The 16,290-nt window shown below is 52.6% G+C and carries 16 protein-coding genes and 8 tRNA genes; all 24 read right to left on the reverse strand.

The genetic code is table 11. The features are described from left to right. Nucleotides 1-38 precede the first annotated feature (38 nt). Nucleotides 39-857 (reverse strand): histidinol-phosphatase HisJ, encoded by an 819-nt coding sequence (hisJ, locus tag ACH6EH_RS18405; RefSeq protein ID WP_208204260.1) that lies wholly within the window; start codon nucleotides 855-857, stop codon nucleotides 39-41. Nucleotides 858-872: 15 nt separating this feature from the next. Beyond that, complete coding sequence (gene hisIE / locus ACH6EH_RS18410; RefSeq protein ID WP_138224014.1) at nucleotides 873-1,586, reverse strand: bifunctional phosphoribosyl-AMP cyclohydrolase/phosphoribosyl-ATP diphosphatase HisIE; 714 nt, start codon at nucleotides 1,584-1,586, stop codon at nucleotides 873-875. Then, entirely contained in the window at nucleotides 1,583-2,341 is a 759-nt protein-coding gene (hisF, locus tag ACH6EH_RS18415; protein ID WP_138224013.1) for an imidazole glycerol phosphate synthase subunit HisF, read from the reverse strand. The genes hisIE and hisF overlap by 4 nt, the downstream gene beginning before the upstream one ends. A 24-nt stretch (nucleotides 2,342-2,365) precedes the next feature. Beyond that, a complete protein-coding gene (gene hisA, locus ACH6EH_RS18420) occupies nucleotides 2,366-3,100 on the reverse strand; it encodes a 1-(5-phosphoribosyl)-5-[(5-phosphoribosylamino)methylideneamino]imidazole-4-carboxamide isomerase (RefSeq protein WP_175415119.1) in 735 nt (244 codons plus the stop codon). Nucleotides 3,101-3,129: 29 nt separating this feature from the next. Then, on the reverse strand, nucleotides 3,130-3,750 hold the full coding sequence (gene hisH / locus ACH6EH_RS18425; RefSeq protein ID WP_397333354.1) for an imidazole glycerol phosphate synthase subunit HisH: 621 nt from the start codon (nucleotides 3,748-3,750) through the stop codon (nucleotides 3,130-3,132). A 3-nt stretch (nucleotides 3,751-3,753) separates the two neighbouring features. Beyond that, nucleotides 3,754-4,356, reverse strand: coding sequence for an imidazoleglycerol-phosphate dehydratase HisB (gene hisB, locus ACH6EH_RS18430; RefSeq protein ID WP_138224010.1), 603 nt, complete (start codon nucleotides 4,354-4,356; stop codon nucleotides 3,754-3,756). Continuing rightward, nucleotides 4,353-5,657 carry a histidinol dehydrogenase gene (gene hisD / locus ACH6EH_RS18435; protein ID WP_397333355.1) on the reverse strand — a complete coding sequence of 435 codons (1,305 nt, stop codon included), beginning with the start codon at nucleotides 5,655-5,657 and terminating at the stop codon, nucleotides 4,353-4,355. The genes hisB and hisD overlap by 4 nt, the downstream gene beginning before the upstream one ends. 44 nt (nucleotides 5,658-5,701) lie before the next feature. After that, nucleotides 5,702-6,340: an ATP phosphoribosyltransferase gene (gene hisG / locus ACH6EH_RS18440; RefSeq protein WP_138224008.1), complete on the reverse strand. Its 639-nt coding sequence runs from the start codon at nucleotides 6,338-6,340 to the stop codon at nucleotides 5,702-5,704. Between the two features lie 29 nt (nucleotides 6,341-6,369). Then, nucleotides 6,370-7,569 (reverse strand): ATP phosphoribosyltransferase regulatory subunit, encoded by a 1,200-nt coding sequence (locus ACH6EH_RS18445; RefSeq protein ID WP_138224007.1) that lies wholly within the window; start codon nucleotides 7,567-7,569, stop codon nucleotides 6,370-6,372. 299 nt (nucleotides 7,570-7,868) lie between these two features. Then, nucleotides 7,869-9,095: an acyltransferase gene (locus tag ACH6EH_RS18450; RefSeq protein WP_397333356.1), complete on the reverse strand. Its 1,227-nt coding sequence runs from the start codon at nucleotides 9,093-9,095 to the stop codon at nucleotides 7,869-7,871. 210 nt (nucleotides 9,096-9,305) lie between these two features. Further along, the gene (locus ACH6EH_RS18455) at nucleotides 9,306-9,812 is read right to left on the reverse strand and encodes an acyltransferase (RefSeq protein ID WP_397333357.1); all 507 of its coding nucleotides are present in this window, start codon (nucleotides 9,810-9,812) and stop codon (nucleotides 9,306-9,308) included. A gap of 67 nt (nucleotides 9,813-9,879) precedes the next feature. After that, a complete protein-coding gene (gene ppaX, locus ACH6EH_RS18460) occupies nucleotides 9,880-10,527 on the reverse strand; it encodes a pyrophosphatase PpaX (protein ID WP_397333358.1) in 648 nt (215 codons plus the stop codon). 24 nt (nucleotides 10,528-10,551) lie between these two features. After that, nucleotides 10,552-11,619, reverse strand: coding sequence for a prolipoprotein diacylglyceryl transferase (lgt, locus tag ACH6EH_RS18465; protein WP_397333359.1), 1,068 nt, complete (start codon nucleotides 11,617-11,619; stop codon nucleotides 10,552-10,554). A 12-nt stretch (nucleotides 11,620-11,631) separates the two neighbouring features. Then, a complete protein-coding gene (gene hprK / locus ACH6EH_RS18470; protein WP_138224002.1) occupies nucleotides 11,632-12,570 on the reverse strand; it encodes an HPr(Ser) kinase/phosphatase in 939 nt (312 codons plus the stop codon). A 290-nt stretch (nucleotides 12,571-12,860) separates the two neighbouring features. Further along, complete coding sequence (locus tag ACH6EH_RS18475; RefSeq protein WP_397333360.1) at nucleotides 12,861-13,985, reverse strand: ABC transporter ATP-binding protein; 1,125 nt, start codon at nucleotides 13,983-13,985, stop codon at nucleotides 12,861-12,863. A 106-nt stretch (nucleotides 13,986-14,091) separates the two neighbouring features. Beyond that, nucleotides 14,092-15,258 (reverse strand): PucR family transcriptional regulator, encoded by a 1,167-nt coding sequence (locus tag ACH6EH_RS18480; RefSeq protein ID WP_397333361.1) that lies wholly within the window; start codon nucleotides 15,256-15,258, stop codon nucleotides 14,092-14,094. Between the two features lie 96 nt (nucleotides 15,259-15,354). Further along, nucleotides 15,355-15,427: transfer RNA gene (locus tag ACH6EH_RS18485), tRNA-Lys, on the reverse strand. Nucleotides 15,428-15,434: 7 nt separating this feature from the next. After that, nucleotides 15,435-15,520 (reverse strand) — tRNA-Tyr (locus ACH6EH_RS18490). A 12-nt stretch (nucleotides 15,521-15,532) separates the two neighbouring features. Further along, nucleotides 15,533-15,605 (reverse strand) — tRNA-Phe (locus ACH6EH_RS18495). Nucleotides 15,606-15,635: 30 nt separating this feature from the next. After that, nucleotides 15,636-15,712: transfer RNA gene (locus ACH6EH_RS18500), tRNA-Asp, on the reverse strand. A 10-nt stretch (nucleotides 15,713-15,722) separates the two neighbouring features. Next, nucleotides 15,723-15,798 (reverse strand) — tRNA-Thr (locus ACH6EH_RS18505). Between the two features lie 15 nt (nucleotides 15,799-15,813). Continuing rightward, nucleotides 15,814-15,889: transfer RNA gene (locus ACH6EH_RS18510), tRNA-Val, on the reverse strand. A 9-nt stretch (nucleotides 15,890-15,898) separates the two neighbouring features. Further along, nucleotides 15,899-15,975, reverse strand: a tRNA-Met gene (locus tag ACH6EH_RS18515). Nucleotides 15,976-16,005: 30 nt separating this feature from the next. Continuing rightward, nucleotides 16,006-16,097 (reverse strand) — tRNA-Ser (locus tag ACH6EH_RS18520). Between the last annotated feature and the right edge of the window lie 193 nt (nucleotides 16,098-16,290).

The raw sequence follows: 16,290 nt of genomic DNA on the forward strand, positions 1-16,290 counted from the left end.
GTACATTTAGAACAGCTTCAAAAGGCTGGCCGCTTCCATTACAGCGCAGCCATGTCCCGCTGCCGTCCCTCAAAGACAGCCACCTGCTTCACTCCGAGCTCGATTAACAGCTCCCTCGCCTGATCCAGATGCTCACCGAGCTTCAAGGGCTGATGCGCGTCAGAGCCGAGCGTCAGCGGAATGCCGAGCCGAAGGGCCTCCTCCAGCATACGCCGGCTTGGAAACATCTCCCGGCAGTCCTTGCTCAGACCGGAGGCGTTCAGCTCCATCGCCTTGCCGCTCCGGCGGACAGCGGCAAGCGCCTCATTCTCCAGCGCCACAACCTCATCCTGATGCTCCGGCCCAGGGGTAAAGCCGAAGCGCTTGATGACATCCAGATGTCCCATAATGTCATACAAGCCTGTCGATGCCGCCTTGCAGACCGCATCGTAATAGCGCCTGTATACCGTGATCGGGTCACGCCCCTCCCAGCCATGAGTCTGGCGGTAATCGGTAATATCCCATTTCCCGAGAAAATGGACCGAGCCGATCACATAATCCCAAGGATACGCCTCAATCACCTTCCGGACGTCCTCTTCATAGCCTTCGATATAGTCCCCTTCCAGACCGACACGGATCTCAATCTGGCCTTTATAGCGCTCCTTGAGGGTCAGGCATTCCTCCACATAGCGTGGAAGCTCCTCCATCGGCATCGCCATCTCCGGGTAATATTCATGCGGCTTGATATGAATAAGCGGCATGTGATCGGACAGGCCCAGCTGGTCCAGCCCAATCTCAATGCCCCGCAATACATACTCTTCCAGTGCTCCAACAGCGTGTCCGCACCGGGCATGGTGAGTGTGATAGTCAATATGCATAGCCTTGTGCCCTCTTTAACCGTCGCGGCGTGGACGCTCATGACGGCGGCCCAGCTCGTCCAGAATATGATCCAATGGCAGCTTGCGCTCCTGCAGCAGCACCATCAGATGGTAAATCAGATCGCTGACCTCCAGGCGCAGCTCCTCGTTATCGCGATTTTTAGCCGCAATAATCGTCTCGGAGGCTTCTTCCCCGATCTTTTTCAGAATCTTATCCACGCCTTTATCGAACAGATAGGTCGTATATGCCCCTTCCGGACGCTCTGCTTCCCGCTGTGCAATGACCTGCTCCAGCTCACCCAGCACTGCAAAGCGGTCTTGGCTGCCCGAGGACTGCACATCTTCGCCGGACACTGTCGATTGTCCCTGAACGGTAATCGTGTTGAAGAAGCAGGTATTCTCGCCGGTGTGACAAGCAGGTCCTTTAGGATCTACCAGCACCAGCAGCGTGTCGCCATCACAATCGTAGGACAGAGAGATCACCGTCTGCGTATTGCCAGAGGTTGCCCCCTTGTTCCACAGCTCCTTTCGGGAGCGGCTCCAGAACCAGGTTTCTCCTTTTTCCAGGGTCAGCTGCAGGGATTCCCGGTTCATGTACGCCATCATTAATACTTCCTTGGTCTCTGCATCCTGCACGATCGCCGGAACCAGACCATTCTCGTCCCAGCGGATATGCTCCGACACCTGCTGCAAGGACAAATCCTGCATCATGTCATCATGTACGCTCATCGGATCTCCACTCCTTTATGCTTCAATTGTTGTTTCAGTTGAGGAATCCCGATTTCTTTATAGTGAAAAATCGTCGCCGCCAGCCCCGCATCTGCCCGGCCGTCGGTGAACACATCATAGAAATGCTCTTCCTTCCCGGCTCCGCCAGAGGCGATTACCGGAATGGATACCGTGCTGCACACGGCCGAGGTCAGCTTCAAATCGAAGCCATCCTTCGTGCCGTCGGCATCCATGCTGGTCAGCAGAATTTCTCCGGCCCCCAGCGACTCCGCCTGTTTAACCCAATCCAGTGCCTTAATGCCGGAAGGGGTACGTCCGCCGTGCGTGTACACCTCCCACTCATCCCACTCCGGATTGAACCTTGCGTCCACGGCTACGACGACACACTGAGAGCCGAAGCGCCGTGCACCGGCGGATATAAGCTCTGGCTGCCTCACAGCTGCCGTGTTCATGCCGATCTTGTCCGCACCGGCGCGCAGGATCCGCTTCATATCGTCCACCGAGGAAATGCCGCCGCCGACGGTAAAGGGAATCGCAATCTCTCCCGCCGTCCGCCGCACAACCTCCTCCATCGTCGCCCGGCCTTCCACGGAAGCGGAGATATCCAGAAAGACCAGCTCATCGGCGCCTTCCCGGTCATATAGCGCAGCTAGCTCTACCGGATCTCCGGCATCACGCAGATTGACAAAGTTAACCCCTTTAACGACCCGTCCATCCTTCACATCCAGACAAGGTATAATCCGCTTGGCCAGCATCCTTCACATCTCCCCCGATTAATTTCACTTCTGAATCTTCTGGACAGCCTCTGCCAGATCAATATTTCCTGTGTACAGCGCCTTGCCTACAATGGCGCCGCCGACACCGTCCTCGCGGTGCTTGCCCAGAGCCTCCAGATCCTCCATCCGCGTCACACCGCCTGAGGCGATAACCGTCCGGCCGCTGGCTTTGGCTAAAGCTACAATGGCTTCCACATTCGGACCCTGCATCATGCCGTCCCGGGAAATATCGGTAAAAATAAAGTTTTCCGCGCCCTTCGCCGCAAGCTCCTTCGCCAGCACCTCAGCCTGCACCTCTGACGTTTCCAGCCAGCCGCGGGTTGCGACATATCCGTTTCGGGCATCAATGCCGATCGCCACCTTATCTCCATAGCGGCCCAGTACCGTTTCCGTGAATACCCGGTCCTCAATGGCGGCTGTGCCGATAATAACCCGGCTCACACCGAGAGAGAGCAGACGCTCAACATCCTCGATCCGGCGCAGTCCGCCGCCAACCTGAACCGGCACCTGAACATGGGCTGCAATTTGCGCAATGATCTCATCATTGACGGGATGCCCCGCTTTCGCTCCATCCAGGTCCACCAGATGAATGAATTTGCCGCCCTGCTCTTCCCATGAACGGGCTACAGACAGCGGACTGTCGTTGTAAACCGTTTCCTGGTTATAATCTCCTTGCACGAGCCGGACGCACTTGCCGCCGCGGATATCAATCGCGGGATAAATAATGAATGATGACATTTGCAGATTCCCCGTTTCTGTAGAAATAATTAGCTTGCTCCATCCGTTAACGCCAGAAAGCCGCGCAAGAGGCTCATGCCGAGCTCCCCGCTTTTCTCCGGGTGAAACTGCATGCCGTATACATGCCCCCGGCCGACAATGGCGGTCACCGTTTGCCCGTAATCCGTCACGGCCAGAAGATCACTGTTCACTTCAGGAAGAACATGATACGAGTGGACAAAGTACACATGGCCCTCCTCAAGCCCCGCAAACAGCGGCACCTCCGGCTGCAGGAAGCTCAGGCTGTTCCAGCCCATATGCGGCACCTTGTAATCTCCACCTGTAAACCGGACTACCTTGCCGGGCAAAATATTCAAGCCCTCATGCACACCATGCTCTTCACTTTGACTGAACAGCAGCTGCATCCCGAGACAAATCCCTAACAGCGGCGCTGTCCCGGCCGCAGCCTCACGCATGACCTGATCAAGCCCGCTTTCCCGCAAATGCTCCATCGCATCTCCAAATGCGCCGACCCCTGGCAGAATAATGCCGTCCGCCGACAAGATTTCCTCCCGCACTCCGGTAATCAGCGGCTCATAGCCGAGCCGCTCTACCGCTTTGCTGACACTATGGAGATTGCCCATGCCGTAATCCACTACCGCAATGGCCATGTATTACAGCACTCCCTTCGTGGATGGCACGCCCGTGACGCGGGGATCAATACTCGTTGCCTCATCCAGAGCGCGTCCCAGTGCTTTAAACACCGCTTCAATCATGTGATGCGTATTGTGTCCGTAATGCACGATGACATGCAGGGTAATGCGCGCCTCCAGAGCCAGCTTCCACAAAAATTCATGCACCATCTGCGTATCAAAAGAGCCGACCTGCTGAGTCGGATATTCCGCGCGGTACTCGAAATGAGGCCGGTTGCTAATATCAATGACGACCTGAGCGAGAGACTCGTCCATGGGAACAAAGACGCTGGCATAGCGCTTGATGCCCTTCTTATCGCCGAGCGCCTCCCGCAGCACCTGACCCAGACAAATCCCGATATCCTCTACAGTATGGTGATCATCAATCTCGATGTCGCCCTTCGCATTCACGCTGAGGTCAAAGTGTCCGTGCTTCGTGAACAAATCCAGCATATGATTCAAGAACGGCACATCGGTCTCCAGCTGTGACACCCCGGTACCATCCACATTGAATTTTAAGGAAATATCGGTCTCATTCGTTTTGCGGCTGACGCTTGACGTCCGCCCGTTAGCTTCAAAGCTCACTCTGAATTCCCCCCTGTTTGTGATTCCTGCTCCAGCCGGATTTCGATCGCTCGGGCATGACCCTCCAGCCCTTCCCGGCGTGCCAGCTCCATGATGGTCTCGCCGTCGCGGAGCAGTGCTTCCTTACTATAGTAAATCATGCTGGATTTCTTAATGAAATCGTCCAGATCGACCGGCGAGGAGAAGCGTGCCGTCCCGTTAGTCGGAATGATATGATTGGGACCGGCAAAATAATCTCCGACCGGCTCCGAGCTGTACGGACCGAGGAAGATGGCACCTGCATTTTCAATCCGGCCCAGGATGCCCATCGGGTCCTCTGTCATAATTTCAAGATGCTCCGGTGCCAGCTTGTTCACGATCGAGATGGCCTCGTCCATGGAGCGAGCCACAATAGCCGCCCCGTAGCTATCAACCGATGCCCGGGCGATATCGCGGCGCGGCAGCAGCTCCAGCTGGCGTTCTACTTCTGCGCTGACGGCTTTTGCGAGGGCTGCTGACGTCGTCACCAGCACCGCCGAAGCCATTTCATCATGCTCAGCCTGGGAGAGCAGGTCCGCTGCCGCATACGCTGCCTCAGCACTGTCATCGGCCAGAACGACGATCTCACTCGGGCCGGCAATGCTGTCAATGTTTACAGCACCGTACACCTCGCGCTTCGCCAGCGCCACATAAATGTTGCCGGGCCCGCAAATTTTATCGACAGAAGCAATCGACGCGGTTCCATAGGCCAGCGCGGCAATCGCCTGAGCGCCGCCCACCCGGTAGATCTCGGTCACACCAGCCTCCGCTGCTGCCACCAGGATGTACGGATTGATACCTTCCGTGCCTCCCGTTGCCGGAGGGGTGACCATCACAATTTCGGGCACCCCGGCTACCTGCGCCGGAATAACGTTCATCAGCACCGAGGAGGGGTAGGCTGCTTTCCCGCCGGGCACATATACACCGACTCGCTGCAGGGGCCGAATAATCTGGCCCAGGATGCTTCCATCCGGCTGCACATCCATCCACGAGCTGCGCTTCTGCTTCTGATGATAGCTGCGAATCCGTTCTGCTGCCGAACGGATTGCGGTCACGAACGACTCCTCCACCTCGTCATACGCAGCCATCAGCTCGCTGTGCTGTACCCGCAGGCCGCTTGCTGTCAGCTTCGTGTTGTCGAACTGCTCCGTATACCGCAGCAAGGCGGCATCACCTTCGCGGCGAACGTTCCGGACAATCTCCTTGACGGCCTCATTCTGCTCGGGTGTGCCGTAGTCACTTTCCCGCTTTAAATCAAACTCCTCTGCCGGCACTATTCTCATTCCTGATTCCTCCCCGCCTGCTTCCTATGAATTATGCTGCCGATCTACTTGTCTGTATTTGCAAAAATAACGCTCTGAAGCCGGTCGCACAGCTCCTGAATTTCCCGGTTCTTCATCCGGTAGCTGACCCGGTTGGCAACGAGCCGGCTTGTAATTTCGAACATACTCGTCATCTCAACCAAGCCATTCTCGCGCAGCGTCTGACCGGTTTCAACCATATCGACGATGCGATCGGCCAGGCCGATCAAAGGGGCAAGCTCAATCGATCCGTTCAGCTTGACGACCTCTACCTGCTGTCCCTGCTCCCGGAAGTAACGGGAGGCTGTGTTGGGATACTTCGTCGCCACGCGCTGCCGGATGCCCGGCGTCCAGTCTGGCAGGCCAATGACCGACATGCGGCAGCGGGCAATGCCGAGATCAAGAAGCTCATATACATCCTTGTCTTCCTCAATCAGCACGTCCTTGCCGACAATACCGATATCCGCCACGCCGTACTCGACATACGTCGGAACATCGACAGGCTTGGCCAATATAAATTCCATTCCCGCCTCCGGCAGCGGGATCACAAGCTTGCGCGTTTCATCCACGTCAAGGGGAATCGGCAGCCCGGCCTCGCGAAACAGGGCTGAGGCTTTCTTGTATATCCGTCCCTTGGGCATAGCTACTTTTAAGGTTTCTGCCATGTGAGGCACCTCCTGTCTAGGATTGAGATCTATTGTAAGGTAATAATTTCGTCATAGCCTTGATGCAGCAGGCTGGCACCAGGAACATCATTCCGTGCATCCTGCAAGCTTCCATGCTCGCCATCCCCCATCATGGAGGTAATTACGATCCGGCCGCTTTCCCGGAGGGCACTGGCCTTGGCCAAGCCTTCCTTGCGATGCTGCAGCGTGTACTGAATCAGCACCGGCTTCACGGCTTCGCTGTCCTCTGCATCCACACCATCCAGAATCCGGTTCGTCTTCAAAGCAAAGCCCGTGGCCGGCACGCTTCTGCCGAATTGCTGCAGCAGCTTGTTATAGCGTCCGCCGCTGGCTACAGGAGAACCGATCTCGGCCGCATAGCCTTCAAAGGTCATACCCGTATAGTAAGAGAAGTCACCAATCATGGTCAGGTCAATCAGCACATGACTAGAAGCATTGTAAGCCTCCAGCACCTCCCACACCTTGCATAGATGCTCGATCGAGGCCCGGGCCAGCGGGTTCAGGCTCAGCTCTCTCGCTTCCGTGCATACCTCCCGGCCGCCGCGCAGACGGAGAATGCCCTCAAGCTTCGCTGCCTCCTGCGGGGGCAGCTGCAGAGCTTGAATAGTGCTGCGATAGCCGACATAGTCCCGGTTCAGCAGATCACGCTTCAGGCTCTCCTGATCGCCCGGACGGTCCGGCAGCACCTCTTCCAGCAGTCCGTTGAGGAAGCCCATATGACCCATAGCCATTTTGAACGTCTTCACGCCTGCCGCCCGAAGGCTCTCAATCGCAAGCGCCACCACCTCGGCATCCGCCTCCGGAGAGTCGTCTCCCACAAGCTCCACGCCAGTCTGGTAAAATTCAGCCTCCCGTCCCGCTTCCTCTTCGATTGCCCGAAACACATTGGCATGGTAGGACAAGCGAATCGGCAGAGCTTCTTCCTTTAATAGAGACGATACAACCCGGGCAATAGGAGCCGTCATATCGGAACGCAGCACCATTGTCGTGCCCCGGTTATTGAGCAGCTTGAACAGCTTCTGGTCAGAGGTGGAGCTCGACACACCCACCGTATCATAAAATTCAATCGTCGGGGTCATGATTTGCCGATAACCCCAGCGCTCCATGCATTGCAGCACCCGGGATTCAATCTGGCGCAGCCGGGATACCGCATGGGGGAGATAGTCCCGCACACCGGCGGGTTTTTCAAAACCTTTCGGTTTAGACATGGCGTAGTCACCTCGAATTCTATTTTTAAACGATCAAGTCCGGCATTACCCTCTATAAAATAACACCTGACTCTTTATTATGGTAAAGTGCTACCTTGCTAATAAAGTAAAGAATAATGGCTATAGTATCATATCCCTGCCTACGCCGTCAATTCACCTTACTGACCTCAAGCGTATCGGTATCATCTACAGCCCGTACTCTGTATTATAACCTGTATGACCCTCTGCTTTCACGTTAAATCATCATTCCTTCTCAGCACAAAAAAGCCGCCCGCGCTTCTCGCGGACAGCTATATCAGCTACCAATCGACCGACCGGCTCCTTCCCCCGGCGCGAACGTCCCGTTTGGGATTTCCTTTTGGAGGAGAGGGCATCTTGCTCTTGAGGGATTTGGGCACACTGCCTAGCAGCATCCAGGCCCCCGGCATGTATTTCATGATGGTCTGCACCACAATTGCGCTGATTACCAGTGCCGTAACCATTCCCCCATACACCCAGATCAGATAATCATCCGTGACCGGATTTAAATTGAAATCATACAGCCGATAAAAAGCCAGCCAGAGCGGATGCACTAAATAGATGGCAAAAGAAAGCTCTCCAATCCGGATCAGCATAGATTTCATCATCCTCCAGTCGCTGTTGAACAGCCAATTGGTGAGCTGCATCAGCACCAGCGCCGAGAGCATCGTATGCATGTTCCACAGTCCCTCATACCACAACGAATCATGCCAATTGCTGTACAGGCGCGCCTCATACCAGATCAGAACATGCGACAGCCCCATTGCCAGCCAGCCGACCCACAGGATGAAGGTACCCTTTTTCTGCCGCGGGGTCTGATCTTTCCAGCTGGAGCTCAGCCAGGCCTTAAAGGTATCATAATGGATCGCCAGGTACGCTCCCAGTACATAATAGGCCATATAAGAGATCGCAAGGCTGCCTTTATCCACAAACTTCAAATCGTACTTGTTCCAGAGAATGAATCCCCACTGCAGTAGCAATCCGATCGGGACCGCCCAGCGCACCAGAAATTTGGAGGATTTGAACAGCAGCAGGAACAGCGGAAACAGAATATAGAACTGCAAGCTGATAAAAACAAAGTATAAATGCGTATAATTTTTACCGGTAATCAGCCGATGCCAGAAATCAGCCCATAATGCTGATCCGTCCAGCGGACCGGAGAGCATTCCATTTTGGTAGAGCCGTACTCCAAAATATCCGATCGAAATGAGCAAATACGGAAGCAGGATGAACAGCAGCCGTCTTTTGTAGAAGTTAAGAATCAGTCCTTTGGTCAGCGGCCGGTCATAATAATTGTAGAACAGCACAAAGCTGCTCAAAAAAATAAAAGAAGGCGTCCCGTACTTAAAAAAGATATTGATAAAATTGATCATAAAGTAGAATCGGGAGTCTACAGCTTCGACGGTGGCAAACGAGGTGGCATGGACATGCAATACACCTAAAATAGCCATGGCGCGGTAGATGTCCAGCTGCGGCAGCCTCTCCCTTGAGTTGATGGTGGCTTCCATTGCTTTTCACTCCCTTTTAAATTTGCAGGACATGAATCATTAAACCATTCGCTCTTGTTCCTACTCTTCCAACCCTAAAACCTTCATCCTAAAAAAAGAAAAGCCCCTCACGGCGCATCTCGTGGGAGCTACTAGCTTACATTTACTTTTGCGTCCTTACTAATTTTACTACAAGTCCATAAAGATTGGAACTTTATTGCGGTAACGTACTCATGCATTCTCTTCTTCTGGCTTAGAAGGCTTTAGCTCCCGAAGCGGATTTCCGCCGACAAAAGCGCCCGGCGCTACATCCTTATGCACGACAGCACCCGCGGCAACCACAGCGCCGTCTCCGATTGTGACGCCCGGCAGAATCGTGACATTGGCACCGATCAGCACATTGTCCCCGATCACCACATCCCCTAGCCGATATTCCTTGATCAGGTATTCATGAGCCAGGATAGTGCTGTTATATCCAATGACTGAATTTTCGCCAATCGTGATCCGTTCGGGAAAGAATACATCCACCATCACCATCAGTCCAAACGCCGTATGACTCCCTACTCTCATTCCCAGCGTGCGCCGGTAAATCCAGTTCTTGAGCGGAAGCACCGGGCAGTAGCGCGCCAACTGAATACAAATAAAGTTTTTGACCCCTTTCCAGGGGCTCACGGTTCGATAAATATGCCAAAGCGCATTATGGCCCTCTACGGGATAGCGAGTTACGTTCCTGCCCATTCTTAACGGCTCCATTTCTTTTGCTGGATCTGAACTGCTGGCTCTTGGTGCTTCAGATTCATTTAGGCTATCCTTGCCCCGGCTCTAGCAGACGGTACAGATCACGCATATCCTGCAAAATATAATCGGCTCCACATGACCGCAGCATTTCCGGCCCCTTCAATGACCAGGCGACCCCTGCTGCAAGTGCTCCTGCCGCCTTGGCCGACTGCATATCCACCGCACTGTCGCCCACCATCAGGGTCGTTGCCGGGTTAGCACCCAGAAGCTCGATCGCCTTTTGCACCGGCTCCGGATGGGGCTTCGGATGCTCTACATCATTGACCGTCACCACGGCATCCATGTAGGGAGCCAGCTTGAATTTGTCCAGCGTCATCAGCGTCGACGGCCGGATCTTCGTTGTTACGACGCCCATGCGAAGGCCTTGTCCTTGAATCCATTCCACCACTTCATTGACGTAGGGAAAGGTTTTGACCATTTGATCATGATGCTGTTTATTGTACGCGCGGTATAAGGGAACCAGCTCCTCGACGTCCTCTAGGCCAGAGAAGGTCTGAAGCTGATACTCCAGTGTAGTCCCCATGTGGGGAATGATCTGTTCTCGTGTCAGCGGTCCATCGGGATTGCGCTGAAATACATGCATAAATGAAGCAATAATCAAGTCATTGGTATCTATAATCGTGCCATCCAGATCAAAAAGTACAGTTTCAATCATTTACGTTACTCCTTGTGCGAGCTTTTACTTTTCTTTATCGTCTGGCGAGTCCACTACAGAATCCGTCTGCCGCGCTTGGGGCTTCGGCGTCTCCGGCGTTGACGTGGATCGCTGTTCTGAGAGCTCCTCCTTGCGGCGGGAACGGTTCAGATCCGCTTCCGGCGTAGGTGCTCCGGCATTTTTGGTGCTTACAATCGGGTCCATATATCTTGCGCTCGCTTTTCCCGTAGTCCGGCGGATCACAATCAGTGCAATGGCGGCGATAATAATCAGCAGAGCTAGCAGCTGGGAAATCCGAACGTTTCCGTATACAGGATCCAGATAGCCCTGTTCAAAGCCCATCCAGGTCATCGGGCTCCACAGACTGTTCAGGAAGGAAGCCAGGCCCGCCGAGCCTTGAAACGCCAAGCTGTCAGTACGCAGCGCTTCAATAAAGAAGCGTCCGATGGAATACCAGATGAAATAGCTGATAAACAGCTCGCCCGCACGCAGAAACTTTTGTCTTCGAAGCACCAGCAGCAGCGCGATGCCCACGAAATTCCACAGCGATTCATAAAGGAACGTAGGGTGATGGAATACGCCTTTTACGTTCATTTGATCGACAATAAAATCAGGCAAGTGCAGTGTGTTTCGTAAAAAAGACTCTTCCACCGGTCCGCCATAGGCTTCCTGGTTCACAAAGTTACCCCAACGGCCAATAGCTTGCCCGATTAACAGCGATGGTGCACAAATATCGGCAATTCGCCAGAAGGAGTAGCCCTGTCTGCGAACATAAATGAAAGCACAAATAATGGCCCCGATCAGGGCGCCGTAGATGGCAATACCACCCTCCCAAATCTTGAAGGCATCCCAAATATTATCCTTGTAATCCTCCCATTTGAAGGCGACATAATAAATTCGGGCCGCTACAATTGCAGACGGTACCCCGAGCAGCAGGAGGTCCATGAAGAATTCCTGCGGTATGCCGAAGCGCTTCCCTTCTCTGATCGCAAGCAGTAAGCCTGCCAATGCGCCCAGACCCAAAATAATTCCGTACCAATGCACCGGCAGCGAGCCTATTTGAAATGCAATCGGATTGATGAGCAGAGACATCCCCAATTCCCCCTAGTCCATATCGTCCATATCCTCGGCAATGGTTGCCGTTAATTTGTTCGTGAATTGCAGCGCCGCATTTAAACCCATCTGCTTCAGGCGATAATTCATAGCCGCAACCTCGATAATGACCGCCAGGTTTCGGCCTGGTCGGACGGGTATGGTAACGAGGGGAATGTCGGTATCAATAATTCGTGTCGTTTCCTCATCCAGACCCAGACGATCATATTGCTTATCCTGCTGCCAGGCTTCCAGTCGAACCACAAGTGTAATCCGCTTGTTATTGCGTACCGCACCCGCACCGAACAAGGTCATGACGTTAATAATGCCAACGCCCCGAATTTCCAGAAGATGCCGGATCAGCTCCGGTGCAGTACCGTGAAGCTGGTAGTCCGAGGTCTGCCGGATTTCCACCGCATCATCGGCAATCAAGCGATGTCCGCGCTTGACAAGCTCCAGCGCCGTCTCACTTTTACCGATCCCGCTGGATCCTGTAATCAACATGCCAACGCCATAGACGTCACATAATACACCATGAATCGTTGTCGTCGGTGCCAGCTTGCGTTCTAAGAAACCGGTAATCCGGCTCGTTAACGTTGTGGTCGCCATGCTGCTGCGAAGCACCGGCATGCCCTTGGCATTGCTCACCTCGATTAGCTCCTCCGGAACCTCCAGGGAACGTGTCACAATAATACAAGGTGTTTCATCCGTACATAAACGTGACATACGGTCTTTGCGCTCCTCCGGCTCCAGCATGGCATAGAATGCCAGCTCTGTCCGTCCCAGCAGCTGAACCCGTTCGATGGGATGGTATTCGAAATATCCGGCCATCTCCAGTCCCGGACGATTCAAGTCGTCGGTTGTGATCGGCCGTTTCAGCCCCGCTTCACCAGAAATAACCTCCAGCTGGAATTGCTGCACCAGCTCGGATACCCGTACTTTCTTGGCCATGGTCGTACCCCTTTTCGTAGCTATATGAAGTGAACCGTTAAGGTTCTTGCTCTTGACCTCGGGCTTACTTGCGTACTTGCACTTGCTACCGCACGAACCCTTCCTGCTATGGATTCCCAGGTCATACTTCTTGATCATCTTAACAGGAATCAGGTGTCTAATGCAATGTTCTCAGCCGCGATCGCCAGGGCCTGCCCCTGTAAACAAACAGTCTCACGTGCTCAGCAATCCAATGCTCTATAAAGTAAAAAACCGCCCAGCAGGGCGGTTTCTATCGATATGCTGGGATCTTAATCTGCCAGCAATATGTTCAATTCGGATTCTCTGTCAAAGAGATGAACTTTGTTCATGTCTACTGCCAGCTTTACATTGTCGCCTTCACGAGTGGTGGAACGTCCATCCACACGGCCGATTACGGTATCGTTGCCCAGTCCGCTCAGGTACAAGAGCATTTCGTGACCCAGGTTCTCGGTTACGTCAACCTTGGCATTAAATACCGTGTTCGGGGAAGCTTCCAGGAATACTGGCTCTTCGTGAATGTCTTCCGGACGAACGCCCATGATTACTTCCTTACCGATCATGGATTTGTTCTTCAGCAGCTGTGCTTTACCGCCAGGAACCTGTACATTCAGGCCTTCGGAAGTGAAGAATACGCCGCCGTTTTGCTCGGAAAGCTTACCGGAAATAAAGTTCATTGTCGGGGAACCGATAAAGCCTGCTACGAACATGTTTACAGGCTGGTTGTACAGCTCTTCCGGAGAAGCCGCCTGCTGGATGATTCCGTCCTTCATAACGACGATCCGATCACCCATCGTCATCGCTTCGATCTGGTCATGCGTTACATAGATACAAGTAGTTTCAAGACGCTTTACCAGCTTTGTAATCTCAGCACGCATCTGACCGCGCAACTTCGCGTCCAAGTTGGAAAGTGGTTCGTCCATCAGGAACACTTGCGGATCACGGACGATCGCACGACCCAAGGCCACACGCTGACGCTGACCACCGGAGAGTGCCTTCGGTTTACGGTCCAGCAAATGCTCGATGTCGAGAATCTTCGCTGCTTCACGTACACGCTTGTCGATTTCATCCTTCTTTACTTTACGGAGCTTCAAGCCAAAGGCCATGTTCTGATACACATTCATGTGCGGGTACAAAGCGTAGGATTGGAATACCATCGCAATGTCACGGTCTTTCGGTGCTACGTCGTTAACAACGCGGTCGCCGATGTACAGTTTACCTTCGGAGATTTCTTCAAGTCCTGCGATCATACGCAGTGTAGTGGACTTACCACAACCGGACGGACCTACCAGAACCAAAAATTCTTTATCCTTAATATCAAGGTTAACGTCAATTACCGTTGCCTTATCGGAACCTGCATATTTTTTGTAAATGTGCTCTAAGCGTACACCTGCCATGCTAATTGCCCCCTTGTTCATATTATGAAATGAAATCGGATACATTGAATATCTTTATATTACATGACCGCGTGGTTGCTGGCTATGCACAATCTGCACAAAAATTTTAGGCTCTTTTCGTTAATTTGTACAATAGGAGTGTAAGCTTCACCAATACTGCGTCATTAAAGCTGCGAACGTCCAGTCCGGTTTCCTGTTTTATCTTGTCCAGTCTATATAAGAGGGTGTTGCGGTGGATATATAAATGCTTCGCTGTTTCACTAACATTACAGTCCAGATCAAAAAAAGACTCCAAGGTAGACAGTGTCTCCGGATCATGAAACAATTCTGTACAGCCTTCGGCATACTGCTGAAGATACAGCGCCCGCTGCTCCTGCGGAATGTGAAACAGCAATCGTTCCAGGTGCAGGCTGCCCGATAGATGTATATGCTCCTTGACCTGAAAAATTCTTCCCAAGTGCATCGTCTGCTTCAATAGGTTCACAGCATCAGGGAGGCCATGCAGGGCATCCGCTTCCGGAATACTGCTGACATAAAAATCACCCACCCACTCGGTAGAGATTAGCTCATGCAATCCCACACAAAAAGAGTACAGTGCATTTTCATGTCCTCGCTCCTGACCCTTCTCATCCAACAGGTCATCCATATCATCCTTGATACTCTGCAGAAGCTCCTGCTTCGCGAGAATTAGCCACTCTGCCTCGTGCAACGGAATCAGTGTGACCTCCCCATTAAAATAACTGCGAAGCAGTCTAGACAGGACCTTATATTGAATGTCTATAACATGATCGCTCTCATTAACTAAAAGGAAAGGAATCATATCTTTAGTCAACCCGTCACTCATGCCTATGTCTTCCGGGAGCTCTGCCTCCAGCTGACCGGCTTGCAAACTATGAACGATCCACTCCCCTAATTTGCGGAGCTGCCGCTCGTCCTCTTGTTTGGATCCTGTTCTAGGGTTCATGCTGCTTTCTTTACTTCTTACGGAATGCAGCCACAGCTGAATTAAGATAATTTCGGAGTCTGTCAGATCTTCGGCACGAAATGCCAGCACCTGATTGGTCTGCTCCGCCTCCAGCGGTATCCAAATTTGATCTTCAGCTTTATGGTAAAAATAGAGTGTGCCGTTGCGATCTACCTTTTCAGACTTACTTACTTCTTCATCCGATATGAGTCTCGAGGTTACGCGTATATTTAATGCTTGTTTTAAGAGCTGAACGATTTGTTTGATCTCCGCCATGATGACTCCCACCACTTTGTCGTTTTTTATCATTGTAGCACATCCTATCCGTTCAACGACAATGCTTACATGATGGATTTCCTAATAAAATACAAAAAAAGCCGTCAATTAAAATTGACGACCTTCGGATGAGCCATGAAGGACTCGAACCTTCGACACCCTGATTAAAAGTCAGGTGCTCTACCAACTGAGCTAATGGCTCATAAAACTGGTGGAGGATGATGGATTCGAACCACCGAACTCGTACGAGAACAGATTTACAGTCTGCTGCGTTTGGCCACTTCGCTAATCCTCCAAAAACAAAAGGTGGCTCGGGACGGAATCGAACCGCCGACACGAGGATTTTCAGTCCTCTGCTCTACCGACTGAGCTACCGAGCCATGCATGAAATTTAAGGTGAAAAATATAAATGGCGGAACTGACGGGATTCGAACCCGCGGTCTCCTGCGTGACAGGCAGGCATGTTAGGCCTCTACACCACAGTTCCGCATTTATAATGGTGCCGGCGAGAGGACTTGAACCCCCAACCTACTGATTACAAGTCAGTTGCTCTACCAATTGAGCTACACCGGCATATGAAAAATTACATGGTGGAGGCTGAGGGGATCGAACCCCCGACCCTCTGCTTGTAAGGCAGATGCTCTCCCAGCTGAGCTAAGCCTCCAGGTATGTATGGTAGCGGCGGAGGGGATCGAACCCCCGACCTCACGGGTATGAACCGTACGCTCTAGCCAGCTGAGCTACACCGCCATACTAATATTTGCATTCAGGTATTATGAATGGCGGAGAGAGAGGGATTCGAACCCTCGCACCGCTTACGCAGTCTAACCCCTTAGCAGAGGGTCCCCTTATAGCCACTTGGGTATCTCTCCATCATAACCTTATGCAGTTACAGAGATTGACTCCCTGAAAACTAGATACGAAACGAATGTACGTTGTTAGATTGATCATTAGCGTAATGCTTCCGTAGCTAGCTTTGCTTCGCAAAGCTCTGTGGATGCTTTCGTAGCTAGCTTTGCTTCGCAAAGCTTGTAGGATAAGCCCTCGACCGATTAGTATTGGTCA

This window comes from Paenibacillus sp. JSM ZJ436, from assembly GCF_044383795.1.
Lineage (GTDB): Bacteria > Bacillota > Bacilli > Paenibacillales > Paenibacillaceae > Paenibacillus_AQ > Paenibacillus_AQ algicola.

Excerpts from the sequence above, each read along its gene's own strand:
- ACH6EH_RS18450 (WP_397333356.1), bottom strand. The coding sequence starts at position 9,095 with ATGGAAGCCACCATCAACTCAAGGGAGAGGCTGCCGCAGCTGGACATC.
- hisA (WP_175415119.1), bottom strand. The coding sequence starts at position 3,100 with ATGTCATCATTCATTATTTATCCCGCGATTGATATCCGCGGCGGCAAG.
- hisG (WP_138224008.1), bottom strand. The coding sequence starts at position 6,340 with ATGGCAGAAACCTTAAAAGTAGCTATGCCCAAGGGACGGATATACAAG.
- hisH (WP_397333354.1), bottom strand. The coding sequence starts at position 3,750 with ATGGCCATTGCGGTAGTGGATTACGGCATGGGCAATCTCCATAGTGTC.
- ACH6EH_RS18475 (WP_397333360.1), bottom strand. The coding sequence starts at position 13,985 with ATGGCAGGTGTACGCTTAGAGCACATTTACAAAAAATATGCAGGTTCC.
- hprK (WP_138224002.1), bottom strand. The coding sequence starts at position 12,570 with ATGGCCAAGAAAGTACGGGTATCCGAGCTGGTGCAGCAATTCCAGCTG.
- ACH6EH_RS18445 (WP_138224007.1), bottom strand. The coding sequence starts at position 7,569 with ATGTCTAAACCGAAAGGTTTTGAAAAACCCGCCGGTGTGCGGGACTAT.
- ACH6EH_RS18455 (WP_397333357.1), bottom strand. The coding sequence starts at position 9,812 with ATGGGCAGGAACGTAACTCGCTATCCCGTAGAGGGCCATAATGCGCTT.
- ppaX (WP_397333358.1), bottom strand. The coding sequence starts at position 10,527 with ATGATTGAAACTGTACTTTTTGATCTGGATGGCACGATTATAGATACC.
- ACH6EH_RS18480 (WP_397333361.1), bottom strand. The coding sequence starts at position 15,258 with ATGATAAAAAACGACAAAGTGGTGGGAGTCATCATGGCGGAGATCAAA.
- hisD (WP_397333355.1), bottom strand. The coding sequence starts at position 5,657 with ATGAGAATAGTGCCGGCAGAGGAGTTTGATTTAAAGCGGGAAAGTGAC.
- hisJ (WP_208204260.1), bottom strand. The coding sequence starts at position 857 with ATGCATATTGACTATCACACTCACCATGCCCGGTGCGGACACGCTGTT.
- hisF (WP_138224013.1), bottom strand. The coding sequence starts at position 2,341 with ATGCTGGCCAAGCGGATTATACCTTGTCTGGATGTGAAGGATGGACGG.
- hisIE (WP_138224014.1), bottom strand. The coding sequence starts at position 1,586 with ATGAGCGTACATGATGACATGATGCAGGATTTGTCCTTGCAGCAGGTG.
- lgt (WP_397333359.1), bottom strand. The coding sequence starts at position 11,619 with ATGTCTCTGCTCATCAATCCGATTGCATTTCAAATAGGCTCGCTGCCG.